This window comes from Acrocarpospora sp. B8E8, from assembly GCF_039871605.1.
Classification (GTDB): domain Bacteria; phylum Actinomycetota; class Actinomycetes; order Streptosporangiales; family Streptosporangiaceae; genus Acrocarpospora; species Acrocarpospora macrocephala.
Map to the genome: position 1 here is coordinate 107,156 of NZ_JBDPLV010000026.1, position 22,679 is coordinate 129,834.

Consider the following 22,679-nt stretch of genomic DNA (forward strand, 5'->3'; position numbering starts at 1 on the left):
TTCCTTGCGGGCTCACGGGTAGTGATCGACCGCGCGTCACGGCAGGCAGGGTGCGGGCTGAAATTGGACGGCGCGGGGCGTGCGGTGTGAGCATCGTCCTCGTGACACCGCACGATCTCGTGGGACGAGACGCCGAACTGCGCGACCTGTTGGCACTGCTGGACGGCGTGAAGGAGGGCGGCGGCGCGCTCGTGTTGAGCGGCGCGGCGGGCGTCGGCAAGTCGGCGCTGCTCGGGGCTGCCATGGCCGACGCCGCGGTCAGGGGCGCGCGGGTGCTGACCGTGACGGGTGTGCCCGCCGAAGGCCAGGTCCCGTACGAGGGTCTGCGCAGACTGCTCGCGGGGACCGGGCTCGCGCCCGGCGACCTCGACGGCGGGCCGCTGCGCACCGCGATGTCCGTGCTACACCGGCTGTCCGCGCTGGCGGGCGACACGCCCCTGGTGCTCGCCGTCGAGGACGCGCACTGGCTGGACGAGCCGAGCTGGGAGGCGCTCGCGTTCGTCGGACGCCGGCTGCGTTCGGACGCCGTGGTGCTGCTGGCGACCCTGCGCGACGACGCCGACGCGCAGGCCAGGCTCGCCGTGTCGGGGCTGCCCGCGCTGACGGTGCCGCCGCTGACCGACCAGGCGGCGGCGGAGCTGGTGGCGAGGGTCGCGCCCGAACTGGGCATCGCGCTGCGCGCCCGCGTGCTGGTGGAGGCGGCGGGCAACCCGCTCGCGCTGATGGAGTTCGCCGCGCTGGCGTCCCGGCAGGACCAGGAGGTGCTGGCGTCGAGCAGGCTGCCTTTGACGGAGCGGCTGGAACGCGCGTTCGCGCAGGCGCTCGCCGCGCTGCCCGCCGACACCAGGCTCCTGGCGCTCGTCGCCGCCGTCAACGAGGACGACGCGATCGAGGAGAACATGCGGGCCGCGTCCCTGCTAGCGGGCGCGCCGATCGAGGCTGCCTCGCTGGCCCCCGCGGCCCGGGCGGGGCTGGTCGTGGCCGACGCCGTACGGGTCAGGTTCCGGCACCCGCTGATCAGGTCGGCGATCGTCCAGGCGGCCGGGGCGGACCTGGTACGCGACGCGCACGCCGCGCTCGCCGCCGCTCTGCCCGAGGACGACGACCGCAGGATCTGGCACCGGGCGGCCACCGCGACGTCCTATGACGACGACGTCGCGGCCGGGCTCGCCGCCGCCGCGCTGCGCGCCGAGGGCAGGGGCGCGTCGGGGCGTGCGCTGGAGGCGCTGGAACGGGCCGCCTACCTCAGCGCGGACCCGGCCCGCCGGGGCGCGCGGCTGGTCGACGCCGCCGTCATGGCCCTCGAACTCAGCGACCGCGCCGCCCTGGAACGCCTCGTCGGCCGCGCGGAGGACGCCGGCCTCGCCCCGATCGACCGGTCCAGGCTCGCCTACTTCCGCAACATCGCCCTGCATTTCGTGTGGACCGGCGTGGACCGGCTGTCCGACCTCGGCGGGTTCCTCGACGAGATGCGCGCCCGTGACGGCTCGGCGGTCGCGCTGCGCTGGCTGGCCTGGGTCAGCATGCGCTGGTTCTTCACCAACCCCGCGTGGGAGAGCCGCGCGCCGGTGCTCGCCGCGATCGAACGGCTGGACGTGCCTGCGGACGACCCGCAGATCGTCGTGTCGCTCGCGGTGATCGCCCCGGTGGAGCGCGGCAGGCAGGTGCTGGCCCGGCTCGACGCGCTGAGCACGGCGAGCTGGGTCAGCCCGCGCAACCTGCTCCTGCTGGGCATGGCGGCGAACGCGGTCGGGGCGTTCCCGCTGGGCGCGCGGCTGTACGGGGAGGCGATCGCGGCGATGCGGGCGCGGGGGCCGTTCGGGTCCCTCGCGCAGTCGCTCGTCGGGCAGGCGACGTCGGCGGCGCGGCTCGCCGACACCCGGCTCGGGGTCGTCGCCGCCGCCGAGGCCAGGGCGCTGGCCGTGGAGACCAGGCAGCCGCAGTGGGTGCTCACTGCGGACGCCGTAGCCGCCGAGATCCACGCGCTGCGCGGCGCGACGGACGTCGCGCGTGACCTCGCCGCGCAGGCCGGGCAGGCGTTCCTGTCGGCGGGGGCGTACCCGATGCTGGCCCTGGTGCAGCTCGCGCGCGGAGCCGCCGAACTGGCCGACGGGACCTTCGGCGCGGCCTGGGACGCGCTGCGCCCGATCTTCGATCCCGGCGAGGTCAGCTACAGCCAGTACATGCGGCTGTGGGCGCTGCCGCACCTGGCGGAGGCGGCGCTGCTCAGCGGGCGGCTGGAGGAGCTGCGCGCGGTCGCCGGCGAGCTGGCCCCGCTGATCGAGGAGGGCGGGTCGCCGGTCGGGCACGTCGCGCTCGCCTACATCAGGGCCGTCACCGCGGCTGACGAGACCGCCGAGGAACTGTTCACCCAGGCGCTGCGCGAGGACCTGGTCGGCTGGCCATTCGAACGGGCGCGGCTGCGGTACGCGTGGGGCGCGTGGCTGCGCCGCCAGCGCCGTGCCGCCGAGGCCCGGGCGCCGCTGCGCGCGGCGGCCGAGGCGTTCGACGCGCTCGGCGCGGTGCCCTGGTCGGAGCGCGCGCTGCGCGAGCTGCGCGCGAGCGGCGAGCGGATCCGCCGCAAGCACGACGCCCGCGACCGGCTCACCGCTCAGGAGCTGCAGATCGCGCAGCTCGTCGCGGACGGCCTGACCAACCGCGACATCGGCCAGCGACTTTTCGTCTCGCCTCGCACGGTCAGCACGCACCTGGCGCGCATCTTTCCCAAGCTCGGCATCACCACGCGCGGCGAGCTGAGCCGTCTCATGGCCGCGCGGGAGGGCGATTACATCATTTGACGTACGCGAGGGGAGCCGGCCGATTCCTACCGTGGGACGCGATCCACCCCTTCTCTCCTCGCGGAGGAACGCCATGATCCGCAACATCGTGCTCGTCCACGGCGGCTTCGTCGACGGCTCCGGCTGGCAGGCCGTCTACGACCTGCTCGTCGCCGACGGTTTCCGCGTGTCGGTCGTGCAGAACCCGACCCTGTCCCTGGCCGGGGACGTCGCCACCACGCACCAGGCCATCGACGCCCTGGACGGCTCGTGCGTCCTGGTCGGCCACTCTTATGGCGGCGTCGTCATCAGCGAGGCCGGTACGCACCCGAACGTCGCGGCGCTCGTGTACATCGCCGCGTTCGCCCCGGACAAGGGCGAGTCGGTCAACACGCTCATCGCCGACCCGCCGCCCGGCGCGCCCGTCCCGCCGATCCTGCCCCCGGTGAACGGATTCCTCTTCCTCGACCGGGACAAGTTCGCCGCGTCGTTCGCCGGGGACCTGCCCGTCGACCAGGCGGCGTTCATGGCCGATTCGCAGGTCCCGTGGGGCGTGGACGCCCTCGGCGGCACGGTCACCGAACCCGCGTGGCGCGCCAAGCCGTCCTGGTACCTGGTGGCGACCGACGACCGGATGATCCCGCCGCCCGCCCAGCACGCCATGGCACAGCGCGCCGGGGCGACCATCGCGGAGACGCCGGGCAGCCACTCGGTCTACCTGTCGCAGCCCGCCGCGGTCGCCGACCTCATCCGCCAGGCCGCCTCCTGACGACCGCTCGCTGACGCCGACCCGCCTGGCTGACCAGGCGGTAGCCGGTGTCCGGCGCGACCAACGCGCCCTCATGTCTCGCATCTCTCCCTTCTAATGGAGACCGACGCGTAGAACGAGACCCGTCCGGAAGTGGAGACTACAGATAGGCTCCGAATCATCACCCTAAGTTGCAGGTAGCTTTCTCACCGGTACTTCGCCCGGCGAAAAGTAGGCGAAGTACCGGTGAGAAAGCGAAAGGTGGGGTGAGAACCTACAACGGTCAGAGACCGGGCCTTACCGCACCGACGAAGGTGCGCTTGCGGTAGGAGTTCAGCTTGTCGATGCGAACGCGGGCTCCGCTGTGCGGGGAGTGGACCATCCTGCCCTTGCCGACATAGATGCCCACATGACCGCCGCCGCTGGTGAAGATCAGGTCTCCGGGCTTGAGATTCTTCCAGGAGATCTTCTTCTTCACCGCGCGACGCTGGGAGTAGGTGGTTCGCGGGAGCTTCACGCCTGCCTTGCGCCAGGCGAACACGGCCAGACCGGAACAGTCGAACGCGCCGGGACCAGTGGCTCCCCACCGGTACGGATCGCCGATCTGCTCCTTGGCCACCGCGACGGCCCGCTGAGCCTTGGACCGCTGGCGTGCGGCCTTGCTCATCGTGGCGCGTTGCTTCACCGAACTCTTCGCCCGGCCGGCGGCCGGAAGATCGGAGATGGGAACGTTCCCAGTGGTGGCCTGGTCGGCCGTTTCGGTCAACGTGTGGGTGACTGTCGTCGTGTCAGCCGCCACGGGCTGCGCCGCGAACACTCCGACCGAGGCCGTGAGAGCGACGCCGCCCAGGGAGAGACGGGCAAGACGGGACAGACATGCGGGGGTGGTTGACAGGATCGCTCCTATGATCTTCCACGTACGCCTACCGGGTTAGCTGACGGATTCGGGCGGGGAAGTCGCCCTACGGTGGAATTCACACCGATTCACCCCTTGACTCCTGCGTACAGAGCCTTTTGGGTCCCCGGCTCCATGCCTCCTGACTGCATGGACTCGGCCGGTCGCATTTGTGACATGCGACACACGGATCTTTATGGAGACATCAGCGCATTCGGCTGACATGGTGGCGACGCCATGGCTTGTACGTCGCGGCCCAGAAACTACCGAGCTTCACCACGTTTAGGCAAAGCATTCTCCAAAGATAAAGATCAGATAACTAGATTTTATTCGTGAAGGCCCTGCATACACCGGCATTTCAATGCCCATTGTGACTCTGGTCACACTTCACGAAACAGAAGCTGAACACGGCACCAGAAGCCCCATCAGCCCCACAGGTTCATAAGATCGTTCCAACCGGCCAACGCCCGGACGAATCAGGCAACTTGCCTACGGGTGGACGGCCTCGGACGTGCCACAAGACAGATGACCTTCGAACGTGCCGACAGACGGACAGCCGTACCTACGGGCGGACGGCCTTGTCCGGGTTGTACTCACCGACGGGCGTGACCTTGACCACGTCACCCGTCTGCGGCGAGTGGACGACCTTCCCGTCACCCGCATAAATTCCCACGTGCCCGAACCCGCTGTGCCACACCAGATCGCCCGGCTCCAGCGCGTTCACCGACACCCTGCGGTTCGCCCCCCAGGCCCACATCTCGTAGCTCGTCCGCGGCAGGCTGACCCCACCCTTCCGCCAGGCCGCCTGAACGAGCCCTGAGCAGTCCCACGAGCCCGGACCAGTCCCCCCATACCGGTAGGGCTTCCCAATCTGCGCATACGCGAACTCAAGGGCCGCCAGCGCGTTCCCGGACGCGGGCCCGGTGTAGATCTGCCCCGTGCTGTTGGTATTGCCCGGGTTGTACGCACCGAGCTCCCGGAGCAGCTTCACCTGCTCGGCCACCATACGGTCGGCCTTTTTCTTCTTCTTGACCAGCTCGTCCTTGACCTTCGCGGCGTCCTCGTAGGTCTTCTTCTTCGCCTCACGCTGGGTCCGCAACCCCTTGATCGCGACCTCGAACTCGGTCAGCGACTGGGTGCGCCCGGCGGCGAGCTGATCCATCAGCGTCATCGTGTTGAGCATCGTGTCCGGATCGTCGGCGGTGAACAGCCCGCTCAGCGTCCGGAAGTCGCCGGTCTGGTAGTTGGTCACCGCGACCCCGACGACACCCGCCCGTAACGCCTGGACCTGAAGGTCCTGCTTCTTGAAGGCGGTGTTGACCTTGTCGTACTGCTTCTTCGCCTTCTTCCACTTCTCGTTGGCGCCGTTGTAGTCGTCGACGATCTCGTCCATCTGCTTGTTGAGCTTCTTCAGCTTGGCCTGCGCCTCGGCGAGCGTGGGCTTGGGATCCGCCTGCGCACCGACTACCGGCAGGAGGATGACGGCTGCGGCCAGACCCGCCGCGACCGATGCTCGCCCACGCACAAGAACCCCTTCCAGACGGACAGACCTGGTCGGGAACTCTAGTGAAGCGATCTTGCCCGCTCAACCGATTCGGGCTATTTGCCCAGTTCATCACCCATCGCGATCAACTGATCACGCACGGCCAAGTCTCCGCAGCAGCAGGGTGGCCGGGACCGGCCTGGCGCCCATCCGGCGCACCGACTCGGCCACCTCCCGATCGGAGGACACCACCGCGATGGCCCGGCCGGGGGGCTCGATCCGGACCAGCTGCCGGATCAGGTCGTCGGCGATCTGGCCGGGCGCGCTGAACGCCACCCGCACCCCGCGCGGCGCGGAGACCTGCACGGGACCGTCCAGCTCGGCCCCGTCGAAGACACACGTGATCTCCACTTTGACCTGCACGGCCAGGCCGCCGAGCCCGGTCAGCAGCCGGCTGCGCTGATCGACTAGGGTCAGCGCCCCGTAGCCGGTCTTGGTCACGTTGTAGCCGTCCACGACCAGATGCAGGTTGGGTATCGCCAGCAGCTGATCGAGCAGCTGCGGGTCGTCGTCGGCCAGCGCCCGCGCGGGAACCGCCCGCACGCTGGGCGGCCCCGGCGTCACGGCCGTCACGTAGTCGGCCGGCCTGCTGATCGACGTCGGCAGCGACAGCTCCTTGCGCAGCCCCTTGGCGGCGTCCTCCAGCGCGTCCATGAGCACCCGGATCCGCGCGTCCTCGACGCTGCGGCCCTCGCGGGCGGCCCGGCGGCTGGCCTCCAGATGGCGTTCCGCCTCGGCCAGCCGCTCCTTCAGCTTGCGGATCTCCGCCTCGGCGGCGGCCCCCGCGCCCGCGACGCGGTTGCGCGCGTCGGCGGTGGCGGCGTCCAGCTCCTGCGCCCGCAGCTCGGCGGCCTTGGCCCGCTCCCTGGCGTCGTGCAGCTTGCGCCGCAGATCGGCGTTCTCCGACCGCGCGGTCCGCAGCTGCTCCCTGACCCGGTCGATCTCCTCCTTGGCCGCCGTACGCTGGGCCGCGAGCTGCTCGCGCAGCCGGGTCTCGGCCTGCTCCCGCTGGTTGCCCAGCGCCGCCGCCCGGTCGATGTCCTCGCGCGCCTGCTCGACCAGCTCGGCCCACCCGGGCGGCCTGGTCAGGTAGGCGGCCGCCGCCACCAGCACCGGCTCGGCCGCGGGCGGCACGGTCTCCTCGGCCAGCGCGGCCACCAGCTCGGGCCAGGCGGCCGTCAGCGCCTCCGCGACGAGCTCGCGGAACTCCTTGTCGTTCTCCAGCTGCGCGGCGATGGGCGCGCTGCCCAGCCGCGCCCGCTTCCGGGGATCGAACTTCGCGATCCCCCGCAATGGCGGCGGAATCGTCCCGCCCGGCATAGCGCCGAGCACTTGGGCCGCCAACTCGACGACATGCGCCCGAACCTGCTCGGGCAGGGGACGAGACAGGCCCTCTCCGGCTGAACTCATCCCTGGTCGCTCCTCGTTCTGGTCTTTCATTCAAGGGTACGGCTCTGCGGCGCTACCACATCACTTTCCGCGACCTTGCCCTCCTCCCCCGCCTGAAACAGTGGATTCCACCCGCAACCGCCCACTGCGGGACCTCCTTCGCGGAACAGCCCATCCCTGCGATGACCTGCGCGATCATCGAATCCCTGCCAACCGCCACCCCCTTCGTCAACCAGGACGATCTATCACATACCGTGCACTTAGGGCCTCCGCCGTGTGCAGCTGCGGCCACGGCGGGGGCCCGCCAGCAACCCCGGGAATACGGTCGCTGGGGCGGAATGCCGTCATTTAGTGTGGTCGGATGCTCAAGCCCGCGTACCCCATCGAGACCCCGCGACTCATCCTCCGGCCGTACGAAATCGACGACGTCCCCGCGGCGCACGCGTTCCACTCGCTGCCCGAAGTGACCAGATATCTCTACTGGGAGCCCCGGGACCTCGATCAGGTACGGGAGAGGGTCGCGGAGAAGGCGCAGGTGCGGGAGCTCACCGACGCGGGCCAGGCGCTCTGCCTGGCGGTGTTCGAACGGGAGACCGGCGCCCTGGCGGGCGAGGTCGTGCTGTTCTGGCAGAGCCGCGAGCACCGGCAGGGCGAGATCGGATACATCTTCAATCCCGCCTTCCACGGCAAGGGCTACGCCACCGAGGCGAGCCGGGAGATGCTCAGGCTCGGTTTCGACGACCTGGAACTCCACCGCATCGCCGCGCGCTGCGACGGCCGCAACACCGCCTCGACCAAGGTCATGGAGCGGCTCGGCATGCGCGAGGAAGCGCATCTGATCGAGAACGAGATGGTAAAGGGCGAGTGGACCGACGAGATCGTGTACGCGATGCTGCGTCGTGAATGGGACGAACTCCCGTAGACGCGACACGCGGGACGGCGGGGATGCCGGGAAGTGTCGGTCCGCGTCTCTATGGTCGTGGGCGTGGAACAGGGCACGCTAGATGATCTCGGGACCCCGCTCGCCGGCGTGACGTTCGTCGTCTTCGACCTGGAGACCACCGGCGTCTCGACGTCCGAGCACGGCGTCACCGAGATCGGCGCGGTCAAGGTGCGCGGCGGTGAGGTGATCGGCGAGTTCGCCACCCTGGTGGATCCCGGCGGCCCGATCCCGCCGTTCATCTCGGTGCTGACCGGGATCACCGACGCGATGGTGCTGGCCGCGCCCCGGATGACCGAGGTGCTGCCGAGCTTCCTGGAGTTCATCCGGGGGTGCACGCTGGTGGCGCACAACGCGCCGTTCGACATGGGCTTCATCAAGGCGGCCTGCGCGGGCCAGGGCTACCCGCCGCCGGTGAATCCGGTGGTGGACACCGCCGATCTCGCCCGCCGGGTGCTCAACCGGGACGAGACGCCCAACTGCAAGCTCGCCACCCTGGCCAGGTTCTTCCGCAGCGCCACCGAGCCGTGCCACCGGGCGCTGGCCGACGCCCGCGCCACCGTCGACGTGCTGCACGGCCTGATCGGCCGGGTCGGCTCACTGGGCGTGCACACGCTGGAGGATCTGCGGGGGTTCGTCCGCATGCCGACGCCCGAGCAGCAGCGCAAGCGCCATCTCTCCGAGGGCGTGCCCGCCCGCCCGGGGGTGTACATCTTCGAGGACGTCCGGGGCGAAGCCCTCTACGTCGGGAAGAGCTCGAACCTGCGGAACCGGGTCCGGAGCTACTTCACCGCCAGCGAGACCCGGCCGCGCGTGCGGGAGATGATCGGCATCGCCGAGCGGGTCCGGCACATCGTCTGCTCGACCGCGCTGGAGGCCGAGATCCGCGAACTCCGCATGATCGGCGCCACCAAGCCCCGCTACAACCGGCGCTCCCGCTTCCCCGAGCGGGTCGTCTGGCTGAAACTGACCAACGAGCCCTTTCCCCGGCTCAGCATCGTGCGCGAGCTCAAGGACGACGGCGGCACCTACCTCGGCCCCTTCGGCAGCAGCCGCACCGCCGACGAGGCCCGCACCGCCATGCACGAGGCCCTGCCGCTGCGGCAGTGCGGCGAACGATTATCGCCGACGGTCTTCCGCAGCGCGTGCACCCTGGCTGAACTGGGCAAATGCGGCGCCCCCTGCGACGGGCGGCAAAGCCAGGCGGCGTACGGAGTGCACGTCGCCCAGGCCCGCCACGCCATGGAGCACGACGCCGGCCTGGTCTTCTCCGCCGTGGAGGCCCGGATGGACCGCCTCTCCGCCGAGCAGCGCTACGAGGAGGCGGCCGTCGACCGGGATCGCCTCGCCGCGTATGTCCGCACGGCGGCGCGCATGCAGCGGCTGCTCTCGCTGACCCGCATCGAGCAGATGGTGGCCGCCAGCCCGGCCTTCAACGGCGACTGGGACATCCACGTCATCCGCCACGGCCGCCTGACCGCCGCCGGGGTGATGCCGCGCGGCGCCCACCCGGTGCCGTATGTGGAGGCCCTGGTCGCCACCGCGGAAACGGTCGTCCCCGGGCCGGGGCCGACCCCCGCCGCCAGCGCCGAGGAGACCGAGACGATCCTGCGCTGGCTGGACACTCCGGGCATCCGCCTGGTCCGCGTCGAGGGCGGCACCTGGAGCCTCCCGGCGTACGGCGCGGGGCGGCTCAAGGGGAGGATCGACCGGGCGTACGAGAGCCTGCGGGCCCACCAGCCGAGGGAGGGCCGGCCGCTGCGATAGGTTCTGATCAGTCCGCAGGAACGGGAGAGCGCATATGGTCACCGCGATCGTGCACATCAACGCCGACGTCGATCGTATTCCGGAGGTCGCGCAGACCATCGCGGAACTCGACGGCGTCAGCGAGGTCTACTCGATCACCGGGGAGTTCGACCTGATGGCCATGGTCCGCGTGAAGGACTACGAGGAGATCGCCGAGGTCATCCCCGGCCGGTTGAACAAGGTCCCGGGCGTGCTCCACACCGAGACCCACATCGCCTTCCGCGCCTACTCCCGCCACGATCTCGACGCGGCCTTCTCCATCGGCCTCAGCGACGCGGACTGATCACCGATTCCTGGCGGCGGAACGCCCATCGCTTCCGGGCGAGCAGGCGCACCCGGAGTGTTCACCGATTCCGGGCGAGCGTGCGTGTGGATTTCTCACCGATTCCGGGTGATCAGCAGCCGCACCCGGACCTCGAAGCCATCCGATATCGTCCGCGAGGCGACCGAACCGCCGAACAGGGCGGCGCGTTCCCAGATGCCGAGCAGCCGTTCCCTCGGCAGCCCGTCGTCCCGCACGCTCAACTCCAGGACGCCACTCAGCCACCGCAACTCGACCGTGGCCGTAGTGGAGTGCCCGTACAGCGCCGCGTTCCGCAGCGTCTCCTCCACGATCCGGTAGACCGACAGTTCGAGCACAGGACCGTCCGCCCTGACCCCGTCCTCCCGCAACGTCACCGCGAGCCCCCCGGCCCGATATCCGTCGAGCAGCACCGGCAGATCCGCCAGCCTCGGCTGCGGCCCCCTGCTCACCCCGTCCACCCGCAGCAGCCCCAGCATGCGCTGCAGGTCGCTGAGCACCTGCCGCCCCGACTCCTCGGCATCCCGCAACGTCTGCCTGGCCCGCTCCGGATCCCGGTCCATGATGACCCGCCCGGCCCCCACCGCCAGCGTCATCACGCTCAGGTCATGCGCCACCACATCATGCAGCTCACACGCGATCCGCAGCCGCTCCCGCGCCACCGCATCCGTCGAATCCCCCAGCCACCGGCGAACAACCCGCGACCCCACCAGCCGAGACACAAGATGACGCATCATGCGGGCAACCTAAGCCGCCACCTGTCGGATTACGTCCCCTCGCAGATGGACCCCTCATCCCCCGCAGGACTGACGGACGCTCTGCCTACTTGGTGGATTGGCTGATTTCTATCCAGCGGTTGAGGGTGGTGGTGGCGGTGCCGGAGTCGATGGCGTGGGCGGCGCGGGTGTAGTTGTCGCGGAGTTGGGTGTTGAGGGTTTCCGGGGTGGGGCCGTCGAGGGCGGTGAGGGCGGCGGCGGCGTTGAGGAGGGCGGCGTCGCGGATGGGGCCGGGCTTGCCGCCGAGGAGGTCGTGGATGGCGTTGGCGTTGAACTCGGGGTCGCCGCCGCGCAGGTCGCCGGGCTGGGAGCGGGGGATGCCGATGTCCAGGGGGTCGAAGGTGGTCTTGGTGGCCACGCCGTCGCGCACGACGTACACGGTGGAGGGGGCGGCGGTGGAGAGTTCGTCCAGGCCGTCGTCGCCGCGGAAGACCAGGGCGGAGACGCCGCGCTCGGCGAAGACGCCGGCCACGACGGGGAGCATGCGGGCGTCGAAGACGCCGATCGCCTGGGCGACGGGCTGGGCGGGGTTGGTGAGCGGGCCGAGGAAGTTGAAGACGGTGGGGACGCCGATCTCCTTGCGCGGCGGGCCCGCGAAGCGCATGGACGGGTGGTAGACGGGCGCGAAGAAGAACGCGATCCCGGCTTCGGCCACGATCCTGGCGGTCGCCTCGGGCGAGGCGTCGATGACTACGCCGAGATGTTCGAGCACGTCGGCCGCCCCGCACAGGGAGGACGCGGCCCGGTTGCCGTGCTTGGTCACCCGCGCCCCGGCGGCGGCGGACACGATCGCCGCCATCGTCGACACGTTGACGGTGTGCGCGCGGTCGCCCCCGGTCCCGACCACGTCCACGGTCGCGCCTTCCACGGTGACCAGGGCGGTGGCGCGGTCCAGCATGGTCCTGGCCATCCCGGACACCTCCGCGACGGTCTCCCCCTTGGCCCGGAGCGCGACCACGAAGGCCGCGAACTGCGCGGGGGTGGCCGCGTTGGACATGATCTCGCCCATCGCCCACGCGGTCTCGTCGGCGGTCAGATCCTCGCCGGAGAGCAGCGCGTGGAGAAGCGACGGCCAGGTGGTGCGAGCGTCCATGGCGTTCCTTGATAAGCGAAAAGGGGCAGAAAGGCAGCGAATCCCAACCGAATCGCCAGGATGACCGTGCTATGCCGGTGGGCCGGTCGGTTCAGGGACGGCGGACAGACCGGGTCAGGCGATCGCGGGACGGCGGCGGAGCAGGTCCGCGACGGCTTCCGCGACCGCCATCGGGTCGAGGGGCTGGGACACGACCGCATCGGCGCGTGACCAGTTGGCCAGCCAGCGGTCGTCCCGGCGGGCGATGATCAGCAGGATCGGCGGGCAGTTGTGCACCTCGTCCTTGGCCTGGCGGGCGATCCCCATCCCCCCGGCGGGCGCGGCCTCGCCGTCGAGGATCGCCAGATCGAAATCTCCCGAGTCCAGGTAGCGGAGCACCGCGGGCTGGGTGGCGCTCTCCACGATCTCCACCTCGGGCAGATCCGCGGCCGGACGCCGCCCGATCGCCGTCCGCACCTTCTCCCGGGTGCTCGCGTCATCGCTGTAGATGAGAACCTTCACGTCGCAACACTCCTATTAATCAGAAAGTCGTGATCTGGACAGCCGCGGCGGTGCGGCGCCTGGTCGACGGCTGTGCGGCTGTCTGTGGGACGGGTTTCTGGTTAATAACCGCCTGTGGTCAAGCCGATGGTATCGGCCCTGCCCGACCCCCCGCGCGCGACCGTACCCGGCAACACAGCCCCCCGAAGAGGCGACCGGGCAGGTTAGCCGCAATAATGCTGGGCGTGGCGACAGCATCCGCAATTACAACGACGACGGCACCACACGCGTCCCGCCGGCCCAACCTGGTCAGCGTGGGGACGATCGTCTGGTTGTCCTCTGAGCTCATGTTCTTCGCGGCGCTGTTCGCGATGTACTTCACCATCCGATCGGTCAGCCTCGACCAGGGTCTCCCCTGGCCGAACGCCGACCTGAACATCCCGTTCGCGACGGCAAACACCATCATTCTGGTCCTGTCCAGTGTGACCTGCCAGTTCGGCGTATGGGCCGCGGAGAAGGGCCAGGTCAAGAAGCTCCGGTTCTGGTACATCGTCAGCTTCCTCATGGGCGCGGTCTTCGTCGCCGGGCAGCTGTACGAGTACAACTCGCTGGTGCACGAGGGCACGACGCTCTCCTCCGACGCCTACGGCTCGGTGTTCTACCTGACCACGGGCTTCCACGGGCTGCACGTGACGGGTGGGCTGATCGCGTTCCTGTTCATGCTGGGACGCACGTACGCCGCGAAGCGCTTCACGCATGAGCAGGCCACCAGCGCCATCGTCGTGTCCTACTACTGGCACTTCGTCGATGTCGTCTGGATCGGCCTTTTCGCGACCATCTACATCATCAAATGATCGGAACGGGGATATCGGTGAACTCGATCACCGCGCGACGGCGGCATCCCCTCGCGCGTCTCGCCGTCGTGGCGCTCGCGCTGGGCCTCCTCGGCGGAGGATACGCCCTGTTCGCGCCGAGCAACTCAGCGGACGCGGCGATCGCGTCCGGTAAGGCCGACGACGTGGCCGAGGGCAAGAGCCTGTTCGTGGCCCATTGTTCGAGCTGCCACGGCCCGAACGCCGAGGGCACCACGATGGGCCCGCCGCTGGTCGGCGTCGGCGCGGCGGCGGTGGACTTCCAGGTCAGCAGCGGGCGCATGCCGGCTGGCCCTCCTGGCCCGCAGATGGAGCGCAAGCCGCTCGGCGAGTGGGTCACGCCGGAGGCGATCAACCAGCTGTCCGCCTACATCCAGAGCCTGGGCGGCGGCCCGCAGCGGCCCACCGCCGAGATGGTGGACCCGGCCAAGGGCGACGCGGCGAAGGGCGGCGAGCTGTTCCGCGCGAACTGCATCCAGTGCCACAACTTCGTCGGCGCGGGCGGCGCGCTCACCTACGGCAAACACGCGCCGAACCTGAACGAGGCCACGCCCGAGCAGATCTACGAGGCGATGGTCACGGGCCCGCAGGCGATGCCGGTCTTCAACGACTCGATCATCACGCCCGAGGACAAGCGGAACATGATCGCTTACATCGTGCAGATGCGTGAGTTGCAGGACCCGGGAGGTTTCGGCCTCGGCCGGATCGGCCCGGTGACCGAAGGCCTCGTCGTCTGGATCGCCGGTCTCAGCTTCATGTCTCTGACCGCCATCTGGATCACCGCGAAGAAGCGTAAGAAATGACCTCCAACGAGCATTCGAGCCACGAAGAGGACGCGCGCGTGCCCAGGCGCGTCATCGGCACCCCCGCCGCGGGCACCGCGGTGCTCGGCGACTCGCCACCGCCGCCTCCCGTCGAGGACCCGGCCGTCGTCTACCCGGACCTGGCCGCGGCCAGGCGGGCGGAGCGGCTGGTCGCCCTGCTCTTCCTGGTGACCTTCCTGTCCGGCGTCGCGTTCATCGCGTCGTATGTGATCTTCCAGGTCGGCACGGTGGACAGCACCGCGGCCTCCAACCTGGCCCTGGGCAGCACCCTCACGCTGGCGCTGCTCTCGCTGGCCGCGGGCATCGTGCTCTGGGTCCGCCGGATCATGCCGAAGTACACGCTGGTCCAGGAGCGCCACCCGATGGTCTCCGCCCCCGACACGCAGGAGTATGTCGCCGACACCTTCGTGGCGGGCGCCAACGAGAGCGGCTTCGTGCGGCACAAGCTGCTGCGCCGCACGCTGCTGCTGGCCGCCGCGCCGCTGGGCCTGGCCCCGCTGATCCTGCTGAAGGACCTGGGCCCGCTGCCGGGCACCTCGCTGCGGCACACGGTCTGGAAGAAGGGCCTGCGCCTGACCGTGGAGGGCACCGGCGCCCCGATCCGGGCCGCCGACTTCAACTCGCCCGGCGGCATCCTGTCGGTCGTGCCGCAGGGCTACGAGCACGACATGAACGCGCTCGCCAAGGCCACGCTGATCCTGATCAAGTTCCGTCCCGACCAGTTCAAGGCGGGCACGAACCAGAACTGGACCCACGACGGCATCGTGGCCTACTCGAAGATCTGCACGCACGTGGGCTGCCCCGCCGCCCTGTACGAGCAGACGACCCACCACATTCTCTGCCCCTGCCACCAGTCCACGTTCGACGCCACCGACGGCGCGAAGGTCATCTTCGGCCCGGCCGCCCGGCCGCTGCCGCAGCTGCCCATCGGCGTGGACGGCGAGGGCTACCTCATCGCGGAAGCCGACTTCGACGTCCCGGTCGGCCCGAGCTTCTGGGAACGCGGCGACGCCGAGGCCGACGCCAGGGAAGCCAGGGAGAAGGCATCATGACCACCCTGAAAGAACCGGCCCTGAAGGAAGCGCCCAAGCTGATAGCCGGGCCGGCGAGTTATCTGGACGACCGGCTGGGCGCGGGCAGTTGGCTGAAGCGGAACCTCCGCAAGGTCTTCCCCGACCACTGGTCGTTCCTGCTCGGCGAGATCGCGCTGTACTCGTTCATCATCCTGCTGCTCACCGGCACGTTCTTGACGTTCTGGTTCAAGCCGGGCATGGGCCATGTCGTGTACGACGGTCCGTACCAGCAGCTGCGCGGCGTCACCATGTCGGAGGCGTACGCGTCGACGCTGAAGATCAGCTTCGAGGTCCGGGGTGGTCTGCTGATGCGGCAGATGCACCACTGGGCGGCGCTGCTGTTCGTGGCCGGCATGACCGTGCACATGCTCCGGGTGTTCTTCACCGGCGCGTACCGCAAGCCGCGCGAGCTGAACTGGGTCATCGGCGTCCTGCTGCTGACGCTGGCCCTGTTGGAGGGCCTGACCGGCTACTCGCTCCCCGACGACCTGCTCTCCGGCGCCGGTCTGCGGATCACCGAGGGTGTGTTGATCTCGCTGCCGCTGGTCGGGACGTATTTCACGTTCTTCCTGTTCGGCGGGGAGTATCCGGGCGAGGATGTGATCGCGCGCTTCTACTCGCTGCACATCCTGCTGATCCCGGGCATCCTGCTGGCGCTGATCTCGGCGCACCTGATCCTCATGTGGGTGCAGAAGCACACCCAGATGGCGGGGACCGGGCGGACCAGCACCAACGTGGTGGGGGCGCCGTTCTACCCGGCCTTCATGGCGAAGGCGGGGGCGTACTTCCTGTTCACGTTCACGGCCATCGCGGGGCTGGGGACGTTCGCGCAGATCAACCCGATCTGGTTGTTCGGTCCCTACACTCCGGCGGATATCTCGGCGGGGTCGCAACCGGACTTCTACATGGGCTTCCTGGAGGGCGCGCTGCGGCTGATGCCCGCCTGGGAGATCAACTTCCTCGGGTATACCCTGCCGCTGAGCGTGCTGATACCCGCCCTGGTGCCGATGGGCATCATCATGACGGGCCTGGCGCTGTATCCGTTCATCGAGCAATGGGTCACCGGGGACCGGCGCGAGCACCACTTCGCCGACCGCCCCCGCAACAACCCGCACCGCACCTCGATCGGCATGGCGGCGGTCGTGTTCTACGGCCTGCTGTGGCTGCTGGGCGCGAACGACGAGATCTCGGCCTTCTTCCACATCGACCTGTACCATACGACGATCTTCGGGCGCTTCGCGGTGTTCCTGGGTCCGGCGCTGGCGTACTTCGTCACGTACCGGGTCTGCATGGGCCTGCAGCGCAAGGACGCCGAGGTCATGTCGCACGGTGTGGAGTCGGGCGTCATCAAGCGCATGCCGAACGGGCAGTACATCGAGGTCCACGTGCCCCCGGCCGAGGACATCGCCGACCATGTGCGCGGCAAGGAGCGGCTCCCGATCCTGCCCGGCGAGGCGGACATCGAGGGCATCCCGCCGAAGGGCGCCCGCTCGATCCTGGGCAAGGCGCGGGCCATGTTGAGCAAGAAGTACGGCACCGAGCACGTCCCGCTCGAAGAGGAAGGCGGCCACGGGCACGCGGCCATCGGCTCGGGTGAGGACAAGCACTAGCCAGACCATGGGAAAGGGGCCCGGAGTCAATCTCCGGGCCCCTTTTCACATGCTGTCGGTCTCCGCGGCGCGCAGGCGGCTCCACTTCAGCCACTCCGGCCAGGACTCCTGCCAGTGCCCCCAGCCGTTCAGCGGCTCCAGCACGCGCGGGCTGCCGGTGATGATGATCGGGTCGCCGATGAGCGTGTTGTCGATGAACCAGCGGGCGTTCTCCGGGCTGATGTTCACGCAGCCGTGGCTGACGTTGGAGTAGCCCTGCGAGCCCACCGACCAGGGCGCGGAGTGCACGTACTCGCCGCTGTTGGAGATGCGGACGGTGTTGTAGACGGTCTGGGAGTAGTAGCCGGCCTGACCGGGGCCGGCGTCGGGCGAGGTCATCACGGTGACCGGCTCGCGGGACATGGCCAGGTGAATGCCGTTGGTGGTGTGATATTTCGTGACACCACCCTTGCCGGCGCTGATCGGCACGCTGCGGATCAGCTTGCCGTCCCGCTTGATCTTCATCATGTGGGTGAGCACGCTGGCCGTGCTGATCTGGGAGCGCCCGATCTTGAAGTCGCGGACGTAGTCCTTCACGCCGTACATGCCGTCGGCGCCGCGCACGCCGGACAGGCGCGCGGTGAAGCGGACCTTGGTGTGCGCGGGCCAGAACTCCTTGGGCCGGTAGGCGATGGTCTTGTTGTCGAACCAGTGCCAGGCCCCCTCGACCGGCCTGGAGGCCTGCACGAACAGGTTCCGCTCCACCGAGACCCGGTCGGCGATGTCCTTGTCGAAGCTGACCATGATGGGCATGCCGACGCCCACCGTCAATCCTGATATGTCCTTGTTGGGGATGATCTGCTCGATGTTGTAGACGCTCTTGGGCTTGAGGGTGGAGAACGCGCTGCGGGCCGACCCGGCCGCGGTGGTCGCGGCCACGCTGTACTGGGTGTCGGCCAGCATGGGGCGCAGGCTGCGCCAGCGGGTCCTGTCGGCGCTGAAGGTGCCCTGTACTGCCTTGCCCTTGGTCGTCACCGTGACGGCCGTGAGAGCGCCGTTGGCGGAGTCGACTCTGATCGGGTGCCCGGGAAGCAGATCCCTGCCTCCGTTCGCCGGAGTGATGTAGAGGGCCGGCGCGGACCCCTTCTTGCCTTTCTGGTTCTCCTCGACCGCGGACGCGGCGGAACATCCTGTCGCCATCAGCAGGGCCAGCGCCCCAGCACCAGTAGCTCGCACGTTGCGTACTCCCCCGTCGGCTTTGATCCCTTTCGTAGGGTTATTACCCAGTTACGGGCGGTACGTCCGACGGGCGAGTAAAAGAAAAGCCCCGGCGTGCTTATCGGCACGCCGGGGCTTGGTGAAACCTAAGTAATGGACTCAGTGGGAGAAGTTCCCCCGGTAGTACTGGAAGACGAAGCCGATCGTGCTCATGATGAGCGCGAACATGCCGATCATGAACAGCCACCAGCCGATCACGAAGCCGAAGAAGGCCAGCGCCGCCGACAGGGTGGTGAACAGCGGCCACCAGCTGTGCGGGCTGAAGAAGCCCAGCTCACCGGCGCCGTCGCTGATCTCGGCTTCCTTGTTGTCCTCCGGCTGGTCGCCGATCCTGCGGGCGGTGAAGAGCAGGTAGTAGCCGATCATGAAGGCGAGCCCGACCGAGATCGCCATCGCGGTGGTGCCGGTCACTTCCTTGGACCAGAACCAGTAGACCAGGTCCGCCGCGGCGAAGAAGACACCGCAGAGGATGAACATCCAGCCCTGGACCTTCATACTTTCTCCTCGATGGGGGGCTTGGCCGGCAGATGCGGATACTTGGCGTCGAACGCCGGGCGCTCGGACCTGATCCTGGGCAGCTCGTGGAAGTTGTGCCGCGGCGGCGGGCAGGAGGTGGCCCACTCCAGCGAGCCCGCGTAACCCCACGGGTCGTCGACGAGGACCTTGGGCGCGGTCCGGTGGGTCAGCCAGACGTTGTACAGGAACGGCAGCGTGGAGGCGCCCAGCAGGAACGCGCCCACCGAGGAGACCATGTTCAGGTCGGTGAACCCGTCCACGGCCGAGTAGTTCGCGTACCGCCGGGGGAAGCCGGCCGCGCCCAGCCAGTGCTGCACCAGGAACGTCAGGTGGAAGCCGATGAACAGCGTCCAGAAGTGCCACTTGCCCAGCTTGTCGTTGAGCATCTTGCCGGTGAACTTCGGCCACCAGAAGTAGAACCCGGCGAACATCGCGAACACGACGGTGCCGAACACCACGTAGTGGAAGTGCGCCACCACGAAGTAGGAGTCACTGATCTGGAAGTCCAGCGGCGGCGAGGCCAGGATGACGCCGGTCAGGCCGCCGAGCAGGAACGTGATGAGGAAGCCCACCGCGAACAACATCGGCGTCTCGAACGAGAGATGGCCGCGCCACATCGTGCCGATCCAGTTGAAGAACTTCACCCCGGTGGGCACCGCGATCAGGAACGTCATGAACGAGAAGAACGGCAGCAGGACCTGCCCGGTGACGAACATGTGGTGCGCCCAGACCGTCACCGACAGACCGGCGATGGCGATGGTGGCGCCGACCAGGCCGATGTAACCGAAGATCGGCTTGCGGCTGAAGACCGGCAGCACCTCGGTGATGATGCCGAAGAACGGCAAGGCGATGATGTACACCTCGGGATGCCCGAAGAACCAGAACAGGTGCTGCCAGAGCATCGCCCCGCCGGTCGCGGAGTCGAACACGTGCGCCCCGAGTTTTCGGTCCGCCTCCAGCACCAGCAGCGCCGCCGCCAGCACCGGGAAGGCCAGCAGCACCAGGATGCTGGTGAGCAGGATGTTCCAGGTGAAGATCGGCATCCGGAACATGGTCATGCCGGGCGCGCGCATCGTGATGATCGTGGTGATGAAGTTGACCGCGCCCAGGATGGTGCCCAGGCCGGACAGGGCCAGACCCATGATCCACAGGTCGGCGCCGATCCCCGGCGAGGTGACCGCGTTGGACAGCGGCGAGTAGGCGGTCCAGCCGAACGCGGCCGCGCCGCCGGGGCTGAAGAAGCCGCTCACCGCGATGATGCTGCCGAACAGGTAGAGCCAGTAGCTGACCATGTTCAGCCGGGGGAACGCCACGTCGGGCGCGCCGATCTGCAGCGGCATCAGCTCGTTGGCGAAGCCCGCGAACAGCGGGGTCGCGAACATCAGCAGCATGATCGTGCCGTGCATGGTGAACAGCTGGTTGAACTGCTCGTTGGAGACGAACTCCATCCCCGGCTGGGCCAGCTCGGCCCGCATCACCAGCGCCATCACGCCGCCGATGAGGAAGAACACGAACGACGTGATCAGGTAGAGGTGCCCGATCACCTTGTGGTCCGTGGTGGACAGCCAGCTCGTGATGAGCCGGCCCTTGCGGTAGGGCCGCGGGGGAAGCGCGGCCGGTTCCGGAATGGCGGTCACTGGGCGCCCCCCGCCTGACTAGCGACATACTGATCGAATTCGGCCTGCGGGACGAGTTTGACCGAGAACAGCATCCTGCTGTGGTCGACTCCGCAGAGCTCGGCGCAGCGGCCGAAGAAAGTGCCGGTCTTGTCGAGGGTGTCGATCTCGAACCGGTTGTTGAAGCCGGGCATCACGTCCTGCTTGAACAGGAAGGCCGGCACCCAGAAGGAGTGGATGACGTCCGGCGAGTGAAGCAGGAACTCCACCTTGGACCCGGCCGGCAGCACCAGCTGCGGGCCCTGCGGGTTCTCCAGGGACTGCTTGGACAGGTCGGCGGGAACCCCCGCGACGACGACCGTCTTGCCCTGGTATTCGGTGGTGAAGCGCCAGCTCCACTGGAAGCCCTCGACCTTGACCTTCACGGGCGCGGTCCCGGTGACCTTCATGATCTCGGTCTCGTCGCGCGCGGTGAAGTAGAAGAACACGGCCACCATGACCAGCGGCACGAGCGTGTAGAGCATCTCGATCGGCAGGTTGTACCGCACCTGCGGCGGCAGCTGCTGGTCGGAGTGCTTGCGCTTCCGATGGAAGATCACGGACCAGATGATCAGGCCGAAGACGACGGCGAAGGTCGCGAGCGCGGCGATCCAGGAGCCCAGCCACAGGTCCAGCATCGTATTGCCCTGGTGGGTCAGCGGCTCGGGCATGGCCCCGCGGGACCATTCTTCGGCACTACACGCCGACGCGGACGCGACCAGCAACGCCACCACGGCGAGGCTGGGCACCCGGCGGCGGGCCAACGGTCGCCGTGTCGTACGGCGGGTCGGACTCACGGATCGCCTACCCCACAGATGAAGCCCAAAGGACTCTTCCCCTGGGCGTTTCTCAGATTCCACTGCAAACGGGAGATCTTCTCGCCCGCTTTACTTGATTCACTTCAATGCTGGGGGACACATTAGCGCGGACTGGCACTGCCCCTCTGAGCAGCCCCCGTTAATGTCCTCACTGTGGCGTACCTCGATGCGGCTTCCACCGAGCCCCTGCATCCCGCGGCCCGCGAGGCCCTCCTGGCGGCCCTGGACGTGGGCTGGGCCGACCCCGCCCGGCTGTACGGCTCAGGACGCCGGGTCCGCCTCCTGCTCGACCAGGCCAGGGCGGAGGTGGCCGAGATCCTGGGCGCCCGCGCGGACGAGGTCTCCTTCACCTCCTCCGGCACCCAGGCCGTGCACCTGGGCGTGCTCGGCGGGCTGGCCGGCCGCAAACGCGCAGGCCGGCGCCTGGTGGTCAGTGCCGTCGAACATTCCAGCGTGCTGCACGCGGCCGGGGTGCACGAGCGCGACGGGGGAAGCGTCGAGACCGTCGGCGTGGAGATCACCGGCCGGGTCTCCCCCGCCGCCTTCGCCGCCGCGGTCGCCGAGCCGGGCACGGCGCTGGCCTGCCTGCAGACCGCCAACCACGAGGTCGGCACCCTGCAGCCGGTGGCCGAGGCGGGCGAGGCCTGCCAGGCGGCCGGGGTGCCGTTGTTCGTGGACGCGGCCCAGTCGGCCGGACGGCTGCCGATCCCGCCCGGCTGGTCGATCCTGGCCGCCAGCGCGCACAAGTGGGGCGGTCCGGCGGGGGTGGGCGTGCTGGCCATCCGTAAAGGGGTGCGGTGGCGCTCGCCGTACCCCGAGGACGACCGGGAGAGCCGCCGGGTGCCGGGGTTCGAGAACGTGCCCGCGGTGGTCGCCGCCGTGGCGGCGCTGCGCGCCCGCGTGGCCGAGGCGGCGGCCGAGTCGGCCCGCCTGTCCGCCCTCGTGGACCGGATCCGCCACGAGGTCCCGCGCCTGGTGCCCGATGTCGAGGTGATCGGCGACCCGGTGGAACGTCTTCCCCACCTGGTGACATTTTCCTGCCTCTATGTAGAAGGTGAGGCGCTCCTGACAGAGCTGGACAAGGCGGGTTTCGCCGTGTCGTCAGGGAGTTCATGCACGGCGAGTACGCTTCGACCGTCGCATGTGCTTGAGGCGATGGGCGTGCTTACGCATGGGAACGTCCGGGTATCGCTGCCCCGTGGCGTTTCCGCGGATGATGTGGAGAGATTCCTCACCGTCCTGCCGGATATCGTCCGCCGCATCCGTCATAGTCTGGGAGTGCACTAGATGTTCGGGGACATCATCA

Annotated in this window: 20 protein-coding genes and 1 riboswitch; of the genes, 10 read left to right on the plus strand and 10 right to left on the minus strand. The window is 68.9% G+C overall.

The window, feature by feature from the left end:
* Nucleotides 1-86 precede the first annotated feature (86 nt).
* Together ABGB08_RS24755 and ABGB08_RS24760 are read left to right on the plus strand one after the other, a co-directional pair.
* Nucleotides 87-2,798 carry an AAA family ATPase gene (locus ABGB08_RS24755; protein WP_347594164.1) on the plus strand — a complete coding sequence of 904 codons (2,712 nt, stop codon included), beginning with the start codon at nt 87-89 and terminating at the stop codon, nt 2,796-2,798.
* A 73-nt stretch (nt 2,799-2,871) separates the two neighbouring features.
* Nucleotides 2,872-3,546, plus strand: a complete 675-nt coding sequence (locus ABGB08_RS24760; protein ID WP_347594166.1) for an alpha/beta hydrolase — start codon at nt 2,872-2,874, stop codon at nt 3,544-3,546.
* 262 nt (nt 3,547-3,808) lie between these two features.
* On the opposite strand, the gene ABGB08_RS24765 is transcribed toward ABGB08_RS24760, so the two are convergent.
* The 3 genes from ABGB08_RS24765 to ABGB08_RS24775 all read right to left on the minus strand — a co-directional run bounded on the left by ABGB08_RS24765 (nt 3,809) and on the right by ABGB08_RS24775 (nt 7,373).
* Nucleotides 3,809-4,324 (minus strand): C40 family peptidase, encoded by a 516-nt coding sequence (locus tag ABGB08_RS24765; protein ID WP_347594168.1) that lies wholly within the window; start codon nt 4,322-4,324, stop codon nt 3,809-3,811.
* 106 nt (nt 4,325-4,430) lie between these two features.
* Nucleotides 4,431-4,592, minus strand: a riboswitch (cyclic di-AMP (ydaO/yuaA leader).
* Between the two features lie 390 nt (nt 4,593-4,982).
* A complete protein-coding gene (locus ABGB08_RS24770) occupies nt 4,983-5,945 on the minus strand; it encodes a C40 family peptidase (RefSeq protein ID WP_347594170.1) in 963 nt (320 codons plus the stop codon).
* Nucleotides 5,946-6,056: 111 nt separating this feature from the next.
* Entirely contained in the window at nt 6,057-7,373 is a 1,317-nt protein-coding gene (locus ABGB08_RS24775; RefSeq protein WP_347594172.1) for an NYN domain-containing protein, read from the minus strand.
* 340 nt (nt 7,374-7,713) lie between these two features.
* Between ABGB08_RS24775 and ABGB08_RS24780 the strand changes: the two genes are divergently transcribed.
* Genes ABGB08_RS24780 through ABGB08_RS24790 form a run of 3 tightly spaced genes read left to right on the plus strand, consistent with a single transcriptional unit; the run spans nt 7,714 to nt 10,381 of the window.
* Entirely contained in the window at nt 7,714-8,274 is a 561-nt protein-coding gene (locus ABGB08_RS24780) for a GNAT family N-acetyltransferase (protein ID WP_347594174.1), read from the plus strand.
* Nucleotides 8,275-8,325: 51 nt separating this feature from the next.
* Entirely contained in the window at nt 8,326-10,059 is a 1,734-nt protein-coding gene (locus tag ABGB08_RS24785) for a DEDD exonuclease domain-containing protein (protein WP_347594228.1), read from the plus strand.
* A 34-nt stretch (nt 10,060-10,093) separates the two neighbouring features.
* Nucleotides 10,094-10,381, plus strand: coding sequence for an Lrp/AsnC ligand binding domain-containing protein (locus ABGB08_RS24790; RefSeq protein ID WP_155355828.1), 288 nt, complete (start codon nt 10,094-10,096; stop codon nt 10,379-10,381).
* A gap of 95 nt (nt 10,382-10,476) precedes the next feature.
* Here ABGB08_RS24790 and ABGB08_RS24795 read toward each other — a convergent pair whose 3' ends face one another.
* The 3 genes from ABGB08_RS24795 to ABGB08_RS24805 all read right to left on the minus strand — a co-directional run bounded on the left by ABGB08_RS24795 (nt 10,477) and on the right by ABGB08_RS24805 (nt 12,769).
* Nucleotides 10,477-11,136 (minus strand): histidine kinase, encoded by a 660-nt coding sequence (locus ABGB08_RS24795; RefSeq protein WP_347594176.1) that lies wholly within the window; start codon nt 11,134-11,136, stop codon nt 10,477-10,479.
* 85 nt (nt 11,137-11,221) lie between these two features.
* Complete coding sequence (trpD, locus tag ABGB08_RS24800) at nt 11,222-12,268, minus strand: anthranilate phosphoribosyltransferase (protein WP_347594178.1); 1,047 nt, start codon at nt 12,266-12,268, stop codon at nt 11,222-11,224.
* 114 nt (nt 12,269-12,382) lie between these two features.
* Nucleotides 12,383-12,769 carry a hypothetical protein gene (locus ABGB08_RS24805; RefSeq protein ID WP_347594180.1) on the minus strand — a complete coding sequence of 129 codons (387 nt, stop codon included), beginning with the start codon at nt 12,767-12,769 and terminating at the stop codon, nt 12,383-12,385.
* A 215-nt stretch (nt 12,770-12,984) separates the two neighbouring features.
* On the opposite strand from ABGB08_RS24805, the gene ABGB08_RS24810 reads away from it, so the two are divergent.
* From ABGB08_RS24810 to ABGB08_RS24825, 4 genes are read left to right on the plus strand one after another with little or no spacing between them, the layout of a single operon-like run.
* Nucleotides 12,985-13,602 (plus strand): heme-copper oxidase subunit III, encoded by a 618-nt coding sequence (locus tag ABGB08_RS24810; protein ID WP_347594182.1) that lies wholly within the window; start codon nt 12,985-12,987, stop codon nt 13,600-13,602.
* A gap of 17 nt (nt 13,603-13,619) precedes the next feature.
* Nucleotides 13,620-14,423 (plus strand): c-type cytochrome, encoded by an 804-nt coding sequence (locus tag ABGB08_RS24815; protein WP_347594184.1) that lies wholly within the window; start codon nt 13,620-13,622, stop codon nt 14,421-14,423.
* On the plus strand, nt 14,420-15,496 hold the full coding sequence (locus ABGB08_RS24820) for a Rieske 2Fe-2S domain-containing protein (protein WP_347594186.1): 1,077 nt from the start codon (nt 14,420-14,422) through the stop codon (nt 15,494-15,496). Before ABGB08_RS24815 ends, ABGB08_RS24820 begins: the two co-directional genes overlap by 4 nt.
* Nucleotides 15,493-17,127, plus strand: coding sequence for a cytochrome bc complex cytochrome b subunit (locus ABGB08_RS24825; RefSeq protein ID WP_347594188.1), 1,635 nt, complete (start codon nt 15,493-15,495; stop codon nt 17,125-17,127). Before ABGB08_RS24820 ends, ABGB08_RS24825 begins: the two co-directional genes overlap by 4 nt.
* 45 nt (nt 17,128-17,172) lie before the next feature.
* Here the strand turns inward: ABGB08_RS24825 and ABGB08_RS24830 are convergent, their stop codons facing one another.
* The 4 genes from ABGB08_RS24830 to coxB all read right to left on the minus strand — a co-directional run bounded on the left by ABGB08_RS24830 (nt 17,173) and on the right by coxB (nt 21,352).
* On the minus strand, nt 17,173-18,342 hold the full coding sequence (locus tag ABGB08_RS24830) for an Ig-like domain-containing protein (protein WP_347594190.1): 1,170 nt from the start codon (nt 18,340-18,342) through the stop codon (nt 17,173-17,175).
* A gap of 141 nt (nt 18,343-18,483) precedes the next feature.
* The gene (locus ABGB08_RS24835; RefSeq protein ID WP_155355836.1) at nt 18,484-18,879 is read right to left on the minus strand and encodes a cytochrome c oxidase subunit 4; all 396 of its coding nucleotides are present in this window, start codon (nt 18,877-18,879) and stop codon (nt 18,484-18,486) included.
* Nucleotides 18,876-20,537 carry a cytochrome c oxidase subunit I gene (gene ctaD, locus ABGB08_RS24840; RefSeq protein WP_347594192.1) on the minus strand — a complete coding sequence of 554 codons (1,662 nt, stop codon included), beginning with the start codon at nt 20,535-20,537 and terminating at the stop codon, nt 18,876-18,878. Before ctaD ends, ABGB08_RS24835 begins: the two co-directional genes overlap by 4 nt.
* The gene (gene coxB, locus ABGB08_RS24845) at nt 20,534-21,352 is read right to left on the minus strand and encodes a cytochrome c oxidase subunit II (RefSeq protein ID WP_347594194.1); all 819 of its coding nucleotides are present in this window, start codon (nt 21,350-21,352) and stop codon (nt 20,534-20,536) included. The genes ctaD and coxB overlap by 4 nt, the downstream gene beginning before the upstream one ends.
* Nucleotides 21,353-21,526: 174 nt before the next feature.
* Between coxB and ABGB08_RS24850 the strand changes: the two genes are divergently transcribed.
* Nucleotides 21,527-22,660 carry an aminotransferase class V-fold PLP-dependent enzyme gene (locus ABGB08_RS24850; RefSeq protein ID WP_347594196.1) on the plus strand — a complete coding sequence of 378 codons (1,134 nt, stop codon included), beginning with the start codon at nt 21,527-21,529 and terminating at the stop codon, nt 22,658-22,660.
* Nucleotides 22,661-22,679: the final 19 nt, after the last annotated feature.